16 protein-coding genes are annotated in these 18892 nt (G+C 42.1%); 9 read left to right on the top strand and 7 right to left on the bottom strand.

The features are described from left to right. Nucleotides 1-70: 70 nt before the first annotated feature. The 3 genes from ACKTT2_RS12840 to ACKTT2_RS12830 form a co-directional block, all read right to left on the bottom strand. The gene (locus tag ACKTT2_RS12840) at nt 71-814 is read right to left on the bottom strand and encodes a cyanoexosortase B system-associated protein (RefSeq protein ID WP_407887336.1); all 744 of its coding nucleotides are present in this window, start codon (nt 812-814) and stop codon (nt 71-73) included. Between the two features lie 135 nt (nt 815-949). Continuing rightward, nucleotides 950-1846, bottom strand: a complete 897-nt coding sequence (gene crtB / locus ACKTT2_RS12835) for a cyanoexosortase B (RefSeq protein ID WP_407887334.1) — start codon at nt 1844-1846, stop codon at nt 950-952. A 63-nt stretch (nt 1847-1909) separates the two neighbouring features. Then, nucleotides 1910-3037 carry a DegT/DnrJ/EryC1/StrS family aminotransferase gene (locus ACKTT2_RS12830; protein ID WP_407887332.1) on the bottom strand — a complete coding sequence of 376 codons (1128 nt, stop codon included), beginning with the start codon at nt 3035-3037 and terminating at the stop codon, nt 1910-1912. A gap of 694 nt (nt 3038-3731) precedes the next feature. On the opposite strand from ACKTT2_RS12830, the gene ACKTT2_RS12825 reads away from it, so the two are divergent. Together ACKTT2_RS12825 and ACKTT2_RS12820 are read left to right on the top strand one after the other, a co-directional pair. After that, the gene (locus tag ACKTT2_RS12825) at nt 3732-5306 is read left to right on the top strand and encodes a GAF domain-containing sensor histidine kinase (RefSeq protein ID WP_407887330.1); all 1575 of its coding nucleotides are present in this window, start codon (nt 3732-3734) and stop codon (nt 5304-5306) included. Between the two features lie 211 nt (nt 5307-5517). Next, the gene (locus ACKTT2_RS12820) at nt 5518-6936 is read left to right on the top strand and encodes an IctB family putative bicarbonate transporter (RefSeq protein WP_407887328.1); all 1419 of its coding nucleotides are present in this window, start codon (nt 5518-5520) and stop codon (nt 6934-6936) included. Nucleotides 6937-7492: 556 nt separating this feature from the next. Here the strand turns inward: ACKTT2_RS12820 and ACKTT2_RS12815 are convergent. After that, on the bottom strand, nt 7493-7783 hold the full coding sequence (locus ACKTT2_RS12815) for a WGxxGxxG family protein (RefSeq protein ID WP_407887326.1): 291 nt from the start codon (nt 7781-7783) through the stop codon (nt 7493-7495). 545 nt (nt 7784-8328) lie between these two features. On the opposite strand from ACKTT2_RS12815, the gene smpB reads away from it, so the two are divergent. From smpB to ACKTT2_RS12795, 4 genes are all read left to right on the top strand, one after another. Next, nucleotides 8329-8796 (top strand): SsrA-binding protein SmpB, encoded by a 468-nt coding sequence (gene smpB, locus ACKTT2_RS12810; protein WP_407887324.1) that lies wholly within the window; start codon nt 8329-8331, stop codon nt 8794-8796. Between the two features lie 479 nt (nt 8797-9275). Continuing rightward, nucleotides 9276-9989, top strand: coding sequence for a rhomboid family intramembrane serine protease (locus tag ACKTT2_RS12805; RefSeq protein ID WP_407887322.1), 714 nt, complete (start codon nt 9276-9278; stop codon nt 9987-9989). Between the two features lie 131 nt (nt 9990-10120). Next, nucleotides 10121-10819 (top strand): rhomboid family intramembrane serine protease, encoded by a 699-nt coding sequence (locus tag ACKTT2_RS12800; protein WP_407887320.1) that lies wholly within the window; start codon nt 10121-10123, stop codon nt 10817-10819. A gap of 77 nt (nt 10820-10896) precedes the next feature. Continuing rightward, entirely contained in the window at nt 10897-12003 is a 1107-nt protein-coding gene (locus ACKTT2_RS12795; RefSeq protein ID WP_407887318.1) for a peptidylprolyl isomerase, read from the top strand. 368 nt (nt 12004-12371) lie between these two features. Here the strand turns inward: ACKTT2_RS12795 and ACKTT2_RS12790 are convergent, their stop codons facing one another. Continuing rightward, nucleotides 12372-12944 (bottom strand): Uma2 family endonuclease, encoded by a 573-nt coding sequence (locus ACKTT2_RS12790; RefSeq protein ID WP_407887316.1) that lies wholly within the window; start codon nt 12942-12944, stop codon nt 12372-12374. 42 nt (nt 12945-12986) lie between these two features. Here ACKTT2_RS12790 and thiL point away from each other — a divergent pair, with 42 nt between their 5' ends. Continuing rightward, entirely contained in the window at nt 12987-14027 is a 1041-nt protein-coding gene (gene thiL / locus ACKTT2_RS12785; RefSeq protein ID WP_407887314.1) for a thiamine-phosphate kinase, read from the top strand. Nucleotides 14028-14090: 63 nt separating this feature from the next. On the opposite strand, the gene ACKTT2_RS12780 is transcribed toward thiL, so the two are convergent. Then, nucleotides 14091-15107 carry a type I glyceraldehyde-3-phosphate dehydrogenase gene (locus tag ACKTT2_RS12780; RefSeq protein ID WP_407887312.1) on the bottom strand — a complete coding sequence of 339 codons (1017 nt, stop codon included), beginning with the start codon at nt 15105-15107 and terminating at the stop codon, nt 14091-14093. A 122-nt stretch (nt 15108-15229) separates the two neighbouring features. Beyond that, the gene (gene nadD / locus ACKTT2_RS12775) at nt 15230-15850 is read right to left on the bottom strand and encodes a nicotinate (nicotinamide) nucleotide adenylyltransferase (RefSeq protein WP_407887374.1); all 621 of its coding nucleotides are present in this window, start codon (nt 15848-15850) and stop codon (nt 15230-15232) included. 339 nt (nt 15851-16189) lie between these two features. Here nadD and murC point away from each other — a divergent pair, with 339 nt between their 5' ends. Further along, nucleotides 16190-17650 (top strand): UDP-N-acetylmuramate--L-alanine ligase, encoded by a 1461-nt coding sequence (gene murC / locus ACKTT2_RS12770; protein ID WP_407887310.1) that lies wholly within the window; start codon nt 16190-16192, stop codon nt 17648-17650. 160 nt (nt 17651-17810) lie between these two features. Beyond that, nucleotides 17811-18809, top strand: a complete 999-nt coding sequence (murB, locus tag ACKTT2_RS12765) for a UDP-N-acetylmuramate dehydrogenase (RefSeq protein ID WP_407887308.1) — start codon at nt 17811-17813, stop codon at nt 18807-18809. The last annotated feature ends 83 nt before the right edge of the window (nt 18810-18892 follow it).

The following is an 18892-nucleotide window of genomic DNA, read 5'->3' as shown; positions in this document are numbered from 1 at the left end:
TTCCATCAAGACGCAATCCCCTTTCTCAATAAAAAATTATCGTGAAAACTTTTTAATTGTACTGACTCACTTACTTGGACTTTTGATTTTTAACTTTTGCAGCATTAAAAGGTCCCGATACCAAAGTACTTTGGACTGATTGACCGATTGACTTAACCTCATTCCAAGTTTTTTCGACTTGTCCCAAAGGTTCCATAGGAAGGAGAATACAAACTGCTACCCACTGAGCGCGATGCTTGTTCCACTGAGCTGATAAATCGGCTAAGAACCAACTTATCTGGGATGCACTTCCACCAGTAGGCCAAGCATACCACTGTAAAACTGCAAAACTTTGTTTGTTTGCCGTTGCACGAAAAAAGTTAGCTTGTACTTTAATTTCGGTATTTGAAGAACCCGATGTTTGAGGTTGCTTAACAGTAAACTCAGCAGCGCGATTTTGAGCAATTTGCCATTGCCACAGACTATCAATTTCCGTCCATTCTACTTGAGGTTGATCTCTAGGTCCATTTTGTGGTAGCAATAGCACGATCGCATTAGTCTGCTGACCTTCTTTTTGAATGAGTTGGTACGACCACTTGTGCGAGCCAATTTCTTGCTCTCGTTGTTCTACAGTTTTCCAGCCAGGAATAGATATTCCCTTTTGGCGTATCTGCTTCAATTGTTTGAGATTCACTATTTTTGGTGGTTCGCGCCATTCCCAACGACCTTTGAGATAACTTGGAATAGCTCCTACAGCCAACAGTACTAGCAGCAGTATTAGCACTACTACCTGGGGAAACTGTTTTTCCTTAATAAACTTGGAAACGGAAGTCATTTTGGTTGGGGATTAGGGATTGGGGATTGGGGATTGGGGGTTGGGGGTTGGGGATTGGGGATAATACTCAGAGCCCCGACTTAGGATACTGTTGGCGAATGATTGAGAAGTCGGGGCTCTCGCAGTCCCGAGTCCCTATTCCCCAGTCCCCAGTCCCTCCTCTGTTGGAACTTCATGAAAATATTGGTCGAGCCAATTTAACGTGGGTACTAATGCTAGTAACATCAAAGCAGAGTAAAGGTCTCCACCCCAACTGTCATGTAACCAATGAAAAGCACCTTCTTGTCCGGTACCGTGAAAGAAAGTCAGTAATGTATTGCGAATAATATTAGCACTGATACTGATAACGACGGCTGTAGACAAAAACCAAATTGTTGTACGCCGTGAAGATAAAGCGCCAGTCCAGTAAAGCAGCATTAAGCCGACATAGAGAGTGGTGAACAACATTTTTAATCCCGCGCAGTAAGGCGCAACCTCTACAATTCTTCCTCCTGTGTATATATTAATACCATCAACAGTTACTGGTAAGCCAAACTGACTCAATATAAAACCAGCAGTACCCGCGATGAAACTTTGAAGAGGTAAGGTATAAGGAGCCACAAGGTAGGGGATTGCTGTTGGTGTTGCTAAAAACACTAGCAATAGAGCAAAGCCCTGTAGTTTAAAACCAGGAACTCCTTTTAACCACAAGCATATTCCTGCTAATATCATCGGGAATGATAAATTCACCCATTCGCTAACACCGCTCAGATAAAAAGTGGCTCCCACTACAAGTAAAAAAGCTCCTACAGGATGGGAGACATTGGGAAGTCGCTGCCATCTCGCTCGGTTTTTCCAAGCTAAGTAAGCAGCAAATGGGATACCAATGATACCATGGCTAAAATATTCGTGCTCTGTACTAATATTTTTTTTTATCCAACCTTCCCACCAATGCAGCAACACAGGAGCGTAAAGCAATACTAGGATAACCAGTATTGCTAGGATTATCAATTGTGAGGAATTTGTGTTTTTTAACTGACGTTGAATTTGCATTTTTCTTCTAGCAATTTATATTTGCTAATTGCTAATGGCTAATTGCTAATTGTCAACTAACCACTAACAAAGTTCTGATACAACTTCTTTAACTTGAGTGCTACTTAAACCAGGATACATGGGTAAGGACAATATTTGCGCTGACAGCATTTCAGCTTTGGGAAAATCTCCAACTTCATAACCTAAATACCGAAAGGCTGGTTGAAGATGGCAGGGAATTGGGTAATGAATTCCCGTTTGGATTCCTGCTATGGCTAATTTGTCCTGAATTTGTTGCCGTTTCATAGAACAAGAACTATCAACTTTGATAACGTAAAGATGATAAATGTGTCCTTCCCCACTTTCATTTTGTATGGGAATAATGCCACTTGAGACTAAAGGAGCTATGTCGGCGTCGTATTGCTGTGCTGCATTCCACCGCTGACGATTCCATTCTGTTAAACATGGTAGCTTTTGCAGCAGTACAGCTGCTTGCATCGTGTCTAAACGGCTATTTGTACCTGGTTCAACGTGAACGTATTTTTGCGCTGCACCGTAATTCCGCAAGCAAACCATTTTCTTCGCAACATCTGGATCTTTTGTCAAGAGCATACCTCCGTCTCCAAATGCCCCTAAGTTTTTGCTTGGATAGAAGCTAAAAGCTGCTGCTATCCCCACAGAACCTGCTCGGTATCCTTCTCTTGTTGCTAAATGTGCTTGTGCTGCATCTTCAAAAATAAGTAATTTATATGTCTCAGCAAAGTCTAATAACTGCCGTGGCGATACCATCTGACCGTAGAGATGTACGGGTATAATGGCTTTAGTGTTAGGCGTGACGACTCGCGCTGCTGAGTCTAAATCAATTAATGCTGTTTGTGGATCGCAATCTGCAAAAACTGGTTTTGCTCCTGCACGCAACACCCCAATTAATGTAGCGACAAAGGTGTTGGCTGGTACAATCACTTCATCTCCAAAACCAATGTTACAGGCTTGCAAGCCAAGAGCGATCGCATCCGTTCCCGAAGCCACTCCAACACCATATTCCGAACCTGATGCTGTAGCAAATGCTACTTCAAAGTCTTTCAGCGCCTGTCCCAATACAAAATCCCCTCTTGCGATGACAGATTGGATTGCCTGTTCTAATTGAGATTGAATTGCTTGGTGTTGTATACTGAGGTCTACAAATGGAACTTTAACAGTCACGTTATTCATTGTTGGGTCAATTCTCACAAATTAAAATTTTGAAATATGGCTTTTAAGGTCACTTACCTGGTTGATAAACTTAAACTGCGTTGACAGGTTGCGATCGTAGAACCACGAATTCTATTCTTGAGGGCTGTTTTGTCATTGGACTTCTCGAACATTCTCTTAAACATCTGTTATATTCTTGACTGAATGCTAAAGTTTAAAACACTCGACTTTGTAAAGGGAATGTATTTTTTTTATAAGTTTTTGACGGATCTTCTTTATTAATAAACTTTGTATCTAGTAATTTAAAAGACTGCCTTTCACAACTCAGCTTTTGTGTATAGCAACAAGAAATCAGTAACCATTCACTGGTCACTGGTCACTGATTGAGCACAACCTTATCATACCCAAGTCAAATCTGAAACTAACGCTATCTGTCTAAAATTGGGAATTGGGAATTGGGCATGGGGAATTGAATTGCTTTTCGCGATACCCGTTGCCCACTATTACCTGTCCGTATACTGAAATATTTCGTGTATCATTAACAAAACATCAAGTCGGATAGCCTTTGTATCGCTAAAAACCTGTACGGAAAAAAAAATTACTCTCCGATCTGTTTATCCGCCACAAAATTAGGGAATCTTAGGAATAGCAAATAACCAGACTTCTTGGTTAAGTAAATTACAGTACCCTCCCTATTATCAAGGTAACGGTGGCAATGGTAGAGCCTGAAAACAAACTATTTACTCTCAAAGATGGTTGGGCTTCTCAAGAGACGAGAGAACAACAACGCCTCAAAGCTTTAACGGATTTAGGTTTGCGTCAACCAGAGACTATTCCAGTTTTTGAAGAAGCCACTCAAACAGCTGCTCACTTTCTGGAAGCACAAATTTGTGTTTTGGGATTTGTGGATCGCGATCGCCACTGGTTTAAATCAGCTGTAGGCTTATCTAGACTTGGGCTAATGAACCAACTGGCGCAAACCCGTCAACTTCCACGTCGGGAATCTTTTTGCACGAAGGTTGTGGAAAGCTTGCAAATTGTTGCGATCGATGATACTCATCTTCTAACAAGTGCAGAGCGTTCCACTTATAGTAAGTTGTTGCAAGATTACGGTATTCGTGCCTATTTAGGAGCACCCTTGTTTGATGCTTCGGGGTCTTGCTTAGGTGCTTTGGCAGTCATGGATTTAGTCCCACGTAAATTTACTACCAGAGACGTTGAATTTTTACAAATCATAGCTCGTTGGAGCATGAGTGAATTTGAACGCAATAGACTGCTACAAGCTAGCTCAAATAGCAGTATTTCCATGAATGTTTCTAGTTGGTCGTTCAATAGCTCTAATACTAATGAAATTCGGCTCAATCCAACTGTTTTTCAAAAAGAATCAATTCCAGTTCCTACCAATCAGCTGAAATTATCACTGTTAGCACAATTGACTCAAGAGTTGCGTACTCCCTTGACATCTGTACTAGGTATGGCGGGTGTTTTAGGACGCGAGATTTACGGTCCTTTGACAACCAAACAGAGAGAGTATTTGGAAATCATTCAACACAGCGGTCGATATTTACTGTCCTTAGTGAATGAAATTTCTGAACTAGGAACAATAGATGAAAACCCATTAACACTTAATTTAGCTCCTGTCGATATTGAAATGCTCTGTCAACAGGCTATTAACACCTTAGAAGAAGCAGCTAACAGACGCGAACAAGATATTCGCTTATCCATAGAACCAGGGCGTAGTCGCATCTTACCTCTAGATAAAGATAAAGTACGGCAAATTTTATATCATCTGGTTTTTAATGTAATTCAAATTTCTGCTACAGGAAGTGTTGTTCGCATTCATGTTGCCTATAAGGACAATTTAGTTAATATCACAGTTTGGGTCTCACATCCTTGGCTTGGTGACGGTATCACAGACGTAGAGCCTTACTTCCGTCTTAAGAGTTTAGCGCCTATGCTGGAGTTTACAGCGAGTCCTTCTACTTATAGCAATGGCAATGGTTATTCTGAGTTAACTGAAGATACCAACGATTTATCTGTAATAACGGAAGAACCAACGGAGTTAAATCCTCCTGTTTTAGATGTTTTTGCGATTGTCTCTGACCTAAATTCTACTAAATCATCGGGACACATATCCCGTGAGAGCTTGGGTTTAGAACTTAGTTGTCGTTTAGCGCACCTACATGGCGGACAAATTTCTGTTCAAGGCTCATCAGAATCAGGATACCGCTATGTGCTAAGTTTACCGTTGATGAGTTCAAGCTCAGTAGAATCTTCAAGCGAGTTTTAATTTGGGGAGTGCAAAGTGACTGTGCTAGATTAGCATTGCAAATTGTCCAGATTATTGAGTATTTGGCTGACATATATATAATTAGTTGACAATTTGCTATCTGCGTCATGAACTTTTAGAATCAGGAACGATCGCGATATGCGAAGCGTAACGGTTAAAGCCGAATCGTCAAAGTTATGCGCGGGCGTGCTATCTATTCACAGTATTGTATATGAATTTAATTTGGCAACAATTCACTTTATCTTACTTACCGTTGAAGGAATACCTTAGTACCAGTTACCTGCACCGTTCTGTTGTAGGGTTACTACACTCCTGGCGGCAAAGTAGTATTCTCTTGCAATGGGGAGAAACAATAGCAACAGCCTTGCTCAGCTTGATATATGGGCTTGCCCCTTTTGTGGCAAATGACCTACTGGGGATAATATTGGTTGCTTGTGGAGGATTTTGGCTCCTGCTAACCGTATCTGACGAAACAACCTCACCCAATACTCCTGGTATAACTCCCATTCACCTGCCGATATTGCTTTATGGAGGGGTTGCTGTTATCGCTACAGCATTATCACCCGTTAAGCAAGCAGCATTGACCGATTTAAGGAATTTTACGCTTTATTTGCTACTGTTTGTTCTTTGTACGCGAGTGCTGAAGTTTCCTCGCTTTCGTTCGTGGTTAATTTGCCTGTATTTACACGTATCACTTATTGTAAGCGTATACGGAATGAGACAGTGGTTTTTTGGAGCACCAGCGCTGGCTACCTGGGTCGATCCAATGTCTCCTTTGTCAAAAACAACAAGAGTCTACAGTTATCTTGGCAATCCCAATTTATTAGCTGGGTATCTCTTGCCTGCTGTCGCTTTAAGTGCAGTTGCTATTTTTACATGGCGAAGTTGGTTGACGAAGGCATTAGCATTCACAATGCTGATTGTGAATGGTGCTTGTTTGATTCTGACTTTTAGCCGTGGCGGCTGGATTGGATTGGTTGCTTCTGTTCTGGCTTTACTGGGATTACTTTACTTTTGGTTCAGCGTACATATGCCACCTTTCTGGCGCAAATGGTCTTTGTGGTTAATATTGGGTAGTTTAACAGGCGTATTATTACTGGCAATTCTGTTTGTCGAACCTGTACGAGAACGATTTTTCAGTATTTTTGCAGATAGAAGTGATAGTAGTAATAATTTTCGGAGAAATGTTTGGACTGCTGTTTTTGAGATGATAAAGGATTACCCTCTAACTGGAATTGGTCCCGGTCACAACTCTTTCAATAAAATTTATCCTCTTTATCAGCTTCCCCGTTACACCGCCTTAAGTGCTTATTCTATTTTCTTAGAGATAGCTGTGGAAACTGGATTGATTGGTTTAGCCAGTTTCTTGTGGCTGCTCGTTATCACTTTTAATACAGGTATTCTACAACTACAGCGTTTGCGAGAGTCAAACAGTGTGGACGGCTTCTGGATTATTGGTGCGATCGCTGCCATAATAGGAACGCTTGCTCATAACACAGTTGATACCGTTTGGTTCCGTCCTGAAGTCAATACAGTGTGGTGGTTAATGGTCGCTTTGATTGCTAGCTACTACAAACCCCTTCGGAAACCAGTGAGCAGTGACCAGCGACCAGTGACCAGCGACCAGTGACCAGCGACCAGCGACCAGCGATCGCAATTAAATAAGCCTTAGAGTGTTCTGATTCTAAGGCTTGCCTTCTAGTCGATCGTCGTAATTGAACGCACCGCCAACCAAATCTTACGATTATGGTTGAGGATTCTTGCGCGTCAGAAACCAAAGATTTCTAAGCGTTCCCAGGTATACTGGCGTCCTCAGCTAGTCGTAGAAACTTTTGTCTACGGAAACCCCAGAAAAACAGCAATCGTGAATAACATAATTGCTTGAGTACTATTGGTCGTGCCTCCACGAGATTCGTTTTGCCGTACCAATATTATTCTACTACAATGTTGCTTCTTTGTTTTACACTGGCTCTCCCTAACCCCACCCAATTGGGGACATCTTTTTAATACTTTTAGGTAGGGACTGCGGGAGAGCATTTTTTTGTTCAATTCTTTGCTCCTACAGTTGCTAGCAGCAACATCTTACCAAATTGAAAAAAGAATAGACAGATAGTGAGTTGAGATTAAGTCAAAGTACCACTTCCTCAATTCAAAATCCAAAATCTAAAATCCAAAATGGTATAAGATTATTCTCTGTAAGTGGAGCTACCAACTGTTGCATTAGGGTCGCGATAGCGAGCTTCTTCGCGGCGTTTGCCCGCTAAACCACCTAAACCTAAAAGTCCAAGTAAACCTAACCAACCCCAATTAAAATCATTATCACCACGGTAAGTTGTCGTGTCAGTTGTGGTGTTACCAGTGGTAGTGCCAGTATCGGTTCTATTAGTTTGAGCAGAAGCAGGCAAAGTGAGAGGCATAACAGCCAGACTTAAACCAATAACACCAGCACCAATTGCTGTAGTCAATTTATTTTTCATAATTGTGTTCCAAATTCCTTCCGCGTTCGATTACAAATTTATCCAGTTTCCTTCCAAACAAAATCATTCCATGGCAGTAAAATAAATTGTGTTGAGACTAACCTGAAGATATACAAACTTTTAAACATAGGAATCATAAATGATTTGTAAAAAATTATAAGGATTTTAGGATAGGCAATGTCCATCACATAATACTTTTGGTTGGCGTTACCTACCCTACTAATAAGCGCTAATTCTAGAGATAGAGTCTAAAAGCGTCGTCATTTTACTTAACATTTTGCCTATCTATAGGAATCATAAATCATTTATGATTCCTATAACTTTCTTTTTGAATACTGAGTATTACCTCCAAGAGTTTCCAAAGATCGTCTTAGTATAAAGATTAATTAACAAGACAAACTGGCAAAAACAGTGTAAAAAAGCTAAATTAGAAAGATAAAGGTAACATTTAGAGGAGCGCGTAACAAAAATTTATGTAAATTTTTCTTCTTTTTCTACTTATTCATATTAAATATTATACACATTGTACGTAAATATCATCCTCAATGAGTGAAAAAAGCGAAGGTTACAAAGTCGTTAGCGACAATCGACAAGCTCGGTATTTATACGAGATTCTGGAAACATATGAAGCTGGGATTCAGCTTACAGGAACCGAGGTAAAATCAATCCGTGCGGGTAAGGTCAATCTTCAAGACGGGTATGCTTTGCTTCGTGATGGAGAAGCATGGCTAATTAACGTTCATATTTCTCCTTACACAGCTAGCAGTCAGTATTTCAACCACGAACCCCGGCGCACGCGCAAACTCCTGTTGCGTCGTGACGAACTTCGCAAGTTGATTGGCAAAGTCGAACAGCAAGGTTTAACACTAATACCTCTTAAGATGTATCTCAAGCGCGGCTGGGTAAAAATTAGCATTGCCTTGGCAAAAGGTAAAAAAATTCACGATAAGCGTGAAGATATTAAGAAACGTCAAGATCAGCGCGAGATGCAACGAGCAATGAAGGTTTACTAGGGGATTGGCGATTGAGAATTAGGGCTTGGGGATTAGGGAACAGGCGAGAAAAACTTTCACCTCTTACTCGATCCCCAATCCCTAGTTAGGTAGAAGAACGTTTCAGAAAAATTAGATATTCTGAGCTATGTCTTGAACGCACCGCCAACCAAATCTTACGATTATGGTTGGGGAATCTTGCGCTACACAGACACGAGGACTGTGCAACGTTCCTAGGTACACTGGCGTTCTCAGCAAAGCGTAAAAACTTTTATCTACGACAGCCCTAGAAAAACCAACAATTTCTATTAGATAATCGCGGTGAAGTGGTCGTGCCTCCACGAAATTTCGTTTTGCCGTACCAAGATTATTCTAACACAATGTTGCTGCGCGTTTTATGCTGGGTTTCCCTTACCCTACCCAAAATGTAAATATTTCTAAGTATTTTTGGGTGGGAAATGCGGGAAATGATTTCCGTTCAATAATAGAGAAAATTTCCTATGGTTCCAATCAGAGACGATAATCCTACGACAATTACGCCCTACGTCACTTATGGGCTGATTGCGGCAAATATCATAGCTTTTCTTTTTGAAGCTAGTCTCCCACCCACAGAGTTAGACGGGTTTTTACATCTTGCTGCTGTGGTACCCCGAGAACTTACGGCTAGCTTTGCAGGGATTTCAGTTAATCAACCAGTACCAGAGTGGTCAACTTTGATTACTTCTCAGTTCTTACACGCAGGTCTGTTGCACCTGGGTGGTAATATGTTGTTCTTATGGATTTTTGGTAACAACGTTGAAGATAAGCTAGGTCACTTTAAATATTTATTGTTCTATTTGACCTGTGGTGTTTTAGCATCTTTGAGTCAGTGGTATTTTGCACAAAATTCCTCAATTCCTTCTTTGGGAGCAAGTGGTGCGATCGCAGGCGTTATGGGTGCTTACATTCTTCGGTTTCCCCAAGCAGAAATTCTCGGTATCATTCCCCTAGGATTTTTCTTTCCAACATTTCGCGTTCCGGCATTCTTCTTCTTAGGGTTTTGGTTTCTTCAACAAGCCATTTCCGGGGCAGCGGGTTTAGAAGCACCTACCAATGTTGACACTGGTGGTATTGCCTTCTGGGCGCACACTGGAGGCTTTCTCTTCGGTGCAGTCCTCGGTCCATTGTTGGGGTTGTTTAACGACAAACCTAAAGAAGAGTTTTGGTACAGGTAATTAGGGGATGGGCGATTGGTTCGCACTCCCCAGTCCCCAGTCCCCAGTCCCCAGTCCCCACTCCCCAGTCCCCAGTCCCCAATCCCCGAACAAGTTATATTGCAGGTAGTGGTTAATTAGGAAAAACACCTGTGTTTCCCCTTTACGACGAAAACCCAACGCGAATCACCCCATATATTACCTATGGGCTGATTGGTATGAATGTATTACTTTTTCTGCATGAAGTGAGTTTGTCAGAGACGCAACTGGAGCAGTTTCTACAGTTATATGCCGTAATTCCACGACAGTTAACTGCTAGTTTTGCTGGTGCGTCAATCAATCAACCCGTACCTGAATGGACAACTTTGTTTACGTCACAATTTTTACACGGAGGTTGGTGGCATCTCATATCTAATATGGTATTTTTATGGGTTTTTGGTAACAATATTGAAGACCGATTGGGTCATTTTAAATACCTAATTTTCTATTTAAGTTGTGGTGCTTTAGCAGCTTTGTGTCAGTGGATAGTTGGTGTAAACTCGACAATTCCTTCTTTAGGGGCAAGTGGAGCCATTTCAGGCATCTTAGGAGCTTACATTATTCGCTTTCCGCGCACGGGAGTTGTTTCGTTAATTTTCTTAGGATTTTTCATAACGACAATCAGAGTTCCTGCAATGATTTTGATAGGACTCTTTATTGTCCAAAATGTGATATCTGGTCTTGCTAGCTTGCAACCTGCTGCTATGAGTATGGAGACAGGTGGAGTTGCGTATTGGGCGCATATAGGGGGTTTTGTGTTTGGTTTGATTCTCGGTCCCTTACTCGGTTTATTTAAACGAGATTACGACTAAACTGTTTGCAGTCCTGTGGGAAGATGGTTAGTGGGTTAAATCTTGTTAACAATCTAATGTTGCATTGAAGCCATTCCATGTTCAAAATATTGAAATCCTGGCTGAATAACAGTCTCATTGCACTGCTGCTAGTCACTCTATTTTTAGGAGTAAGTACAGCTGGGTGGACACCATCTAGTAGTGCGGCGCTGCCTGCTGGTAACGCCATTACTGATGGTGGAGCGCTTTTACGGTACGCACTTCCTATAGATAACAAACCCGTGCGGGAACTGCAAGCGAGTTTAGAAGACATATCAAACCAACTGCGAGCAAATCGACGCTGGGGTGCTGTTTCTAAAGACCTTAGCAAAGCTTCGCGCATTCTTGATAAACCCGCCCAACTATTAGTCACCGTCCCAGATGAACGAAAACCTCAAGCTGAGGCTTGGATTTCTGAGTTAAAATCTGGTGTTAACACTTTACAAGAAGTGGCTAAGACAAAAGACAAAGAACAAGTCAAGGAACAAAGGGCTAAACTACTTAACTTGGTTAGTCTTTTAGAAGAATCCATGGTGAAGGAATTTCCCTTTGAAGTACCATCTGAATACAGCAATTTACCTCAGCTTAAAGGTCGTGCCACTGTAGAAATCAAAACGACTAAAGGTGACTTGACGGTTGTTGTAGATGGCTACAGCACCCCTGTAACCTCTGGAAATTTTGTTGATTTAGTACAACGAGGTTTTTATAACGGCTTAGAATTCACCCGTTCTGAAGAATCTTACGTGTTACAAACCGGAGATCCTCCAGGTAAAGATGTAGGTTTTGTTGACCCAAAAACAGGCAAATATCGTGCCATTCCTTTAGAAGTACTTGTCAAGGGAGATAAAAAGCCTACTTACGGCATCACCTTAGAAGAAGCAGGTCGTTATGTGGATTTACCTGTTCTTCCCTTCTCTGCCTTTGGTGCTTTAGCTTTGGCACGTCCCGAACGTGATGTGAATGGAGGTTCTTCACAAGTCTTCTTCTTTCTATTTGAACCAGAACTTACTCCTGCAGGACGTAACTTACTTGATGGTCGCTATGCTGTTTTTGGCTACCTTACTGAAGGAAAAGAAGTTTTGGACGAACTGAAAGCAGGTGACAAAATTGAATCTGCTAGAGTCATCCAAGGGATTGAGAATTTAGTAGAACCTGACGTTGCTTAAACATATCAGTCAGAAAAAAGCAGCCTATGTAACGAAAAGTAAAGTTCCATATTTTGCTCGTATTTTAGACTACAGTGTACACACCAATCAGATTTACCCCCCTGTCCCCCCGATGGATTGGGGGGAAATAAGAAATCAAGTTCCCTCCCCTTTTATATGTGGAGGGTTAGGGAGAGGTAAAACTATTACTAAAACCCTATTCTATTAGTTATTTCAGACTTGTGTGTACACCGTAGCTTTATCTAATAGGTTATAGCGGTTTTCATCCGAATGAGGTACAGTTTCATCCGCGTGCGTCCGCGTGAAGGGTGCGGTTCCATAACTTTTTAATGTATTGCACCCAAGTGAGAACTGCTATAATTGCAAAATTAACCAAGATTACCCGCAGCAAACACTTGTTCAACAGTAATTAGTAATTCAGGAAAAAGACGCGAAACAATTTGCTGGTTGTCAGTGAAAATGTTCTCTTCGTAAAGACCTTCTTCTAAAAACAAAACTGTAATTTTCGTAGTCAATGGATCTACAATCCAATATTCCGGTACTTCTAGTGCTGCATATTCAGACCGTTTGTAACGATAATCTCGTTTAACAGATTCTGGGCTGACCACCTCTACTATTAGCATTGGAGGCGACTGAAATACAGCCGATGTATTCTTCAATTCCTTAGCTTGCTCTTGCGTAACTACAGAAATATCAGTTAATCGAGATTTCTTTTTACCCGTTCTTACTCCAGTTTCTCTTAAACAAAGCCATGGTAGGCTTAAACGCTTAATTTCTGTCTTCAATACTGTGTCTAGAAAATCAGCAACGAGGAAATGTTTAATACTCGGTGGATTCATCAGTTCTAACCTACCATCCACCAGTTCGTAGTGAAAACCAATACCATCATCATAGGTTAAATACTCCTCAAAGGTGAGATTGATTGCTGGTATAGTTACCATACAAACAGACTCCGAAACAGTATTTTTATCCTAACTTAAAACGTGAATAGTGAATTTTCTTCGTTAGTTCGAGACATTGGCGAGCAAGGTCTTTTAAAAAGATTGCAGCGTTATTGTCCTCCAGATATTGTTGGTGATGATGCGGCTGTGCTCTCTACTGAACCGGGAAATTCTTTAGTAGTCACGACTGATGTGTTAATTGATAACGTGCATTTCAGTGATATTACGACATCGCCAGAGGATGTTGGTTGGCGTGCTGCAGCAGCCAATTTATCTGATATAGCAGCAATGGGAGCAACTCCATTAGGTATTACGGTTGGCTTGGGACTACCCGGTGAGCTTGCGGTCAGTTGGGTTGAAAGATTATACCAGGGAATGTCACAATGTTTGCAAAAATACAATACACCTATTGTTGGTGGAGATATAGTCCGATCGCCCACCACAACCATAGCAATTACTGCACTCGGTCAAGTTAACCCACTACAAACCATTCGTCGAGACAGTGCCAAAGTCGGAGATGCTATCGTCGTAACAGGAGTTCATGGCGCTTCCGCTGCTGGCTTACAATTACTCCTCCATCCAGAACAAGGAAAAAATCTGAGCCAGAGCGATCGCACAACCTTAATCAAAGCACATCAGCGACCCCAACCACGACTTGATGTCCTACCCATACTCTGGAAAATCTTAGTAACCCAATCCCCAATTGCCAATCCCGAGTCGCCAATCCCCATCTCCGGAATGGACAGCAGTGATGGGTTAGCAGATGCAGTCATTCAGATTTGCCAAAACAGTAAAGTGGGGGCTGTCGTTGAGAACGATCGAATTCCCCTACCTGAAGCATTCCATTCTTGGTTAACCAAAGAACAAGCCCTAGAATACGCCTTATATGGCGGTGAAGATTTTGAACTCGTATTGTGTATGCCTAAAGAAGTAGCAGAAAAGTTTGTACAAACACTAGGAAAAAATGCTGCAATTGTGGGAACAATTACTAATGAGTCCACAGTTATTTTACGCGATCCAGACAAAAAAAATCCCGACCGAGTTCTCACACTCAATCGGGGGTTTCAGCATTTTGGTCATTAGTCCCTAGTCCTTAGTCCTTAGCAAATGACAAGTGACTAATGACAAATGACCAAGGACAAATAACTACTTAACCCATTTTTCACCAACTAATTCTGCAAGGTCGAGTACGCGCTGACTGTAGCCCCATTCGTTATCGTACCAAGCCATAACCTTAACCAAGTCTCCGCCCATGACCATTGTTAAGCTAGCATCAACAATTGAAGATTCATCAGTACCTTGGTAGTCAGAAGATACGAGTGCTTCCTCGCTATATGCGAGAATGCCTTTTAGTGAAGTTTCAGAAGCTTCTTTCAGGGCTTGGTTAACTTCTTCAGTAATGGTAGATTTTTCAACTTGTATGACAAAATCCACCATCGAAACGTTAGGGGTAGGAACGCGAAGTGCAACACCGTTCAGCTTGCCCTTCAAATCAGGCAATACTAATGCTACAGCTTTAGCAGCACCTGTAGAGGTAGGCACAATGTTAAGAGCTGCTGCACGCGCCCGCCGGACATCTCTGTGGGAAGCATCCAACAAACGCTGGTCGCCCGTGTAGCTGTGAGTAGTAGTCATGGTACCTTTGATGATGCCGAATTTTTCGTGCAACACCTTAGCAATGGGAGCCAAACAGTTTGTAGTACAACTAGCGTTGCTGATAATATAGTGTTTTTCGTGGTCGTAGTCGTGATGGTTCACGCCTACCACAAAAGTTCCATCATCATTCTTACCTGGAGCAGTGATCAGAACCTTTTTGGCTCCTGCATTGAGATGCTTGGTTGCTCCTTCTCTAGAAGTGAATACACCTGTGGATTCAATAATGAGATCGATATCCCAGTCCTTCCAAGGCAGTTTTTCTGGGTTCCGGTCGGATACACACTTAATGGTTCTACCGTTAACGGTGATGGAGTTATCATCAGCGCTGATGTCAACACCCTTTAACTTCCCTAGCATTGTGTCATACTTCAGTAGGTGAGCGTTAGTTCTGGGGTCTGAAGTATCGTTGACAGCAACCAAGTCAATGTTGCTATTCTCTCTACCTATCCAGCAACGAGCGAAATTACGACCGATGCGCCCAAAACCATTTATTGCTACTCTAATCACAGCGACTTGCCCTCTATCGTTATATACCTTATTAAAAGCTACTATTGACCCCGATCATACAGTAAAGGGGGGAGTATTTATAACTATAAAGTGTTAGCTCCACAAAAATAAATATTTTTTTCCTACCCTTTTGCATACAAATTATGGTTAACGATGTAAGCTCTAACCGTTTCAGGCACTAAATAACGAATCGATCTACCTTCACAATACATATCGCGGATGAGACTTGACGAAAGACCCACGAACGGGATATTCAATAATTGCCAGTGTATGTTAAAAGTTTGTTTTGTCAGCTTTTGCTCCACTTGCTTGCAGATTATCTCACTTTGAGTTATAGTCTCACCACTTAGGAGTCGGGGTGCTATCAACCACTCGCAAAGCTGTGCTAATTCTTGTCCACGGTACCAGCGAGGTAAGGTTTGAAACGCATCCAAGCCAATAATCCAGTACCAGTGAGTCTCTGGGTGGTCTGCTGATAAATTTATCAGGGTGTTAATCGCAAAAGAAGAGCCGGAAGAATCTTGTTCGCTAAGTGACACGGAAAACTTTGGATTTTCTGCGATCGCTTGCTGTACCATTTCTACTCGATGCTCAAAACTCGCCGCTTGTTTGTAAGGAGGATTGAATGATGGCACCCAAATTACCTTTTCTAAGGAGAATTGATGCAAAGCTGCCTCAGCGAGAATCAGATGTCCCCAATGAACGGGATCGAAAGTCCCTCCGAAAATTGCCAATCGTCGCATTGACCCACTCAATGATGGCTGTATTTGGTTTTCCAAGAATTTACCAACAATCCCCCACTATAACAAAATTTTGAAATTCAGACAAAAAATGTATTTGGAATTACAATTGATTGTTTCCCGATTCATTAGAAATTTGAAGAATAAACATAATATCTATTGAGACGGAGAAAAAATCTCTGTTAAGGATAAAATCGATTTGAATCGGCAGACGAACTCGGGAATAATAAGTTCTACAGCTATGCAACATATATAAAGGTAGTATCGGTAAAAATATCATTCCTGTTATGATACCCGTGTCATTTAATATTATTGTGTGGTGTGGTGTAAGAGGAGAAAACAGTGCAAAATTCAGTTGACTTTAGTGGTAGACCATTTCATTTCATAGGTGTAGGCGGCATAGGAATGTCCGCCTTAGCCCATGTTTTAGCCCAACGCAATTTTCCAGTGTCGGGTTCGGATCTTCGTCCAAATCATATCACTCGTCGTTTGGAATCTATCGGTGCTCATATATTTAGCAAGCAAGAGGCAAGTAATCTAGAATTCTTTAAACCGGATTTTCCATCTCATGAATCCGGATTAAATACCCAAGAATTACTGAATAGCGCAGTAGAAAAACTACCTCAAGTTATATGTTCTACAGCAATTAACCCGAATAATTTAGAATACAAAGCAGCTCTTGAATTAAACTGCCCAATTTTTCATCGCTCGGATGTATTGGCAGCATTAATTGCAGATTATCATAGCATTGCTGTAGCCGGAACGCACGGAAAAACTACAACTAGTAGTATGATTGGATACATGCTACTTGAAGCAGGTTTAGATCCAACGATTTTAGTGGGTGGTGAAGTTGATGCCTGGGCTGGAAATGCCAGACTAGGGCAGAGTCGATATTTAGTAGCAGAAGCAGACGAATCAGATGGTTCATTAGTCAAGCATACTCCGGAAATAGGGATTATTACTAATATCGAATTAGACCATCCCGACCACTATGAAACATTAGATGAAGTCGTGGAAATCTTCCAAACATTTGCTAGAGGTTGTAAAACTCTGGTGGGGAGCATTGATTGCCAAACAGTACGCGATCGCCTAAAACCAACGATCGTTTATAGCTTATACTCCGATACAAACGCCGATTATACTGTAACCAACATAGACTATCGCGCTGATGGTACGACAGCTTTGGTGTGGGAAAGAGGAAAAAGTTTAGGCGTATTAAATTTACGCTTGCTGAGCAAACACAACCTAAGCAATGCTCTAGCCGCCGTTGCCGTAGGTCGGTTATTGGGCTTAGAATTTGGAGAAATTGCCAAAGGGCTTTCTACCTTTGAAGGTGCAAGACGACGTTTTGAATTCCGAGGAGAAGCCAACGGCATTACTTTCATTGATGACTACGCCCATCATCCCAGTGAAATCCGTGCTACTCTTGCAGCCGCACGCCTCCAAGCAAGACCGGGACAAAGAGTAGTTGCGATCTTCCAACCCCATCGTTACAGCCGTACACTGACCTTTTTGGAGGAATTTGCCGAGTCGTTTAGTTATGCAGATCTAGTTGTCCTGACAGATATTTACAGTGCAGGGGAGCCTAATTTAGGGCAAATCAGTGGGGAAAAATTGGCTGATGAAGTTGCTAAGCACAACTCGCAGGTGACCTATCAACCAACATTAAATGCAGTATATGAGTACTTGCTGCAATCACTGCGTCGTGGAGACTTGGCGCTGTTTTTAGGAGCAGGGAATCTCAATCAAGTGATTCCTGATGTCATGGCAACACTTTGCCAACCAGCGCAAGCAACTTCCTAGAAGAAGTGCAAGCCGCATACAGTGAGAGGGAATCAATTCCTTGCAAGGGATTAATTCTTTCACTCGCACTGTGTCCGTCTCGCAATAGTTACATTGCCTTCCTCTAGTGTCGTATTTTGACGACAGATCAACATCAATTATTTACCTCATTGTAAAAAATATGACTATATCCCAGGCAGTTGCAAATGTCTGTAAACTTCCTAACATTAATGACAACAGACAGCAAACGGCCAATTCCGCCGAAAGTCAGGAAATTTATTTACCAGGCACTGATTGCGTTATAAAATCCCAAGTTTCACTCGCGGGGTATACTTCTTATAGAGTAGGCGGTCCCGCCCAATGGTGTGTTGCACCTCGCAACTTAGAAGCTTTACAAGCCAGTATTCAGTATGCTCAAACACAGGAGCTACCAGTCACAGTACTAGGAGCAGGGTCTAACTTGCTCATCAGTGATTGCGGCATACCCGGTTTAGTTATTGTAACTCGCCATCTACGGCATAACAATTTCGATATAGAAACAGGTCAAGTTACTGTTGCTGCAGGAGAACCCCTTCCTAGTTTAGTATGGGCAGCCGCTGCTCATGGGTGGCAAGGATTGGAGTGGGCTGTTGGCATACCCGGAACCGTTGGTGGTGCTGTAGTCATGAACGCGGGGGCGCACAGTAGCTGTATCGCAGATATCTTATCCAGTGTCGAAGTTCTTCTCCCCGATGGAACTTTGGAGACACTGACTCGCGAACAGTTGAACTACAGCTATCGGACTTCAGTACTGCAAGGCAACAAGAAAATAGTCACTCAAGCAACCTTCCAGCTACAACCAGGAGCAGCCCCAGAACACGTTTTGGCAGTCACCAAGCAGCACAAGCAGCATAGACTAAACACTCAGCCATATCACTTGCCAAGTTGTGGTAGCGTTTTCCGCAATCCCAAACCCCATGCGGCGGGTTGGTTAATTGAGCAAAGTGGTCTAAAAGGCTACCAGATTGGTAAAGCACAAGTCGCACAACGTCATGCTAATTTTATCGTTAATTGCGGCGGAGCGAGTGCTTGGGATATTTTTAATGTTATCCGTCACGTCCAGCAGGAAGTCCAAGATCGTTGGGCGATCGTTTTAGAGCCAGAAGTGAAAATGATAGGTGAATTTCAAGTAGCTTGTTAAACAGTGACCAGTGACCCTCCGGGTTCGCCAGTTCCCTACGAAAGGAGACCTTTCTGCAGGACTGGACTCACCAGTGACCCTCC

Source organism: Scytonema hankhaensis NUACC26, assembly GCF_045865695.1.
Lineage (GTDB): Bacteria > Cyanobacteriota > Cyanobacteriia > Cyanobacteriales > Nostocaceae > Scytonema.
Note: the sequence above shows the minus strand (reverse complement) of the source record. Positions and strands in the feature narration are given on the sequence as shown.

Excerpts from the sequence above, each read along its gene's own strand:
- smpB (WP_407887324.1), top strand. The coding sequence starts at position 8,329 with ATGAGTGAAAAAAGCGAAGGTTACAAAGTCGTTAGCGACAATCGACAA.
- nadD (WP_407887374.1), bottom strand. The coding sequence starts at position 15,850 with ATGCGACGATTGGCAATTTTCGGAGGGACTTTCGATCCCGTTCATTGG.
- ACKTT2_RS12815 (WP_407887326.1), bottom strand. The coding sequence starts at position 7,783 with ATGAAAAATAAATTGACTACAGCAATTGGTGCTGGTGTTATTGGTTTA.
- ACKTT2_RS12790 (WP_407887316.1), bottom strand. The coding sequence starts at position 12,944 with ATGGTAACTATACCAGCAATCAATCTCACCTTTGAGGAGTATTTAACC.
- ACKTT2_RS12840 (WP_407887336.1), bottom strand. The coding sequence starts at position 814 with ATGACTTCCGTTTCCAAGTTTATTAAGGAAAAACAGTTTCCCCAGGTA.
- murB (WP_407887308.1), top strand. The coding sequence starts at position 17,811 with ATGACTATATCCCAGGCAGTTGCAAATGTCTGTAAACTTCCTAACATT.
- ACKTT2_RS12830 (WP_407887332.1), bottom strand. The coding sequence starts at position 3,037 with ATGAATAACGTGACTGTTAAAGTTCCATTTGTAGACCTCAGTATACAA.
- ACKTT2_RS12825 (WP_407887330.1), top strand. The coding sequence starts at position 3,732 with ATGGTAGAGCCTGAAAACAAACTATTTACTCTCAAAGATGGTTGGGCT.
- ACKTT2_RS12820 (WP_407887328.1), top strand. The coding sequence starts at position 5,518 with ATGAATTTAATTTGGCAACAATTCACTTTATCTTACTTACCGTTGAAG.
- ACKTT2_RS12805 (WP_407887322.1), top strand. The coding sequence starts at position 9,276 with ATGGTTCCAATCAGAGACGATAATCCTACGACAATTACGCCCTACGTC.
- ACKTT2_RS12795 (WP_407887318.1), top strand. The coding sequence starts at position 10,897 with ATGTTCAAAATATTGAAATCCTGGCTGAATAACAGTCTCATTGCACTG.
- crtB (WP_407887334.1), bottom strand. The coding sequence starts at position 1,846 with ATGCAAATTCAACGTCAGTTAAAAAACACAAATTCCTCACAATTGATA.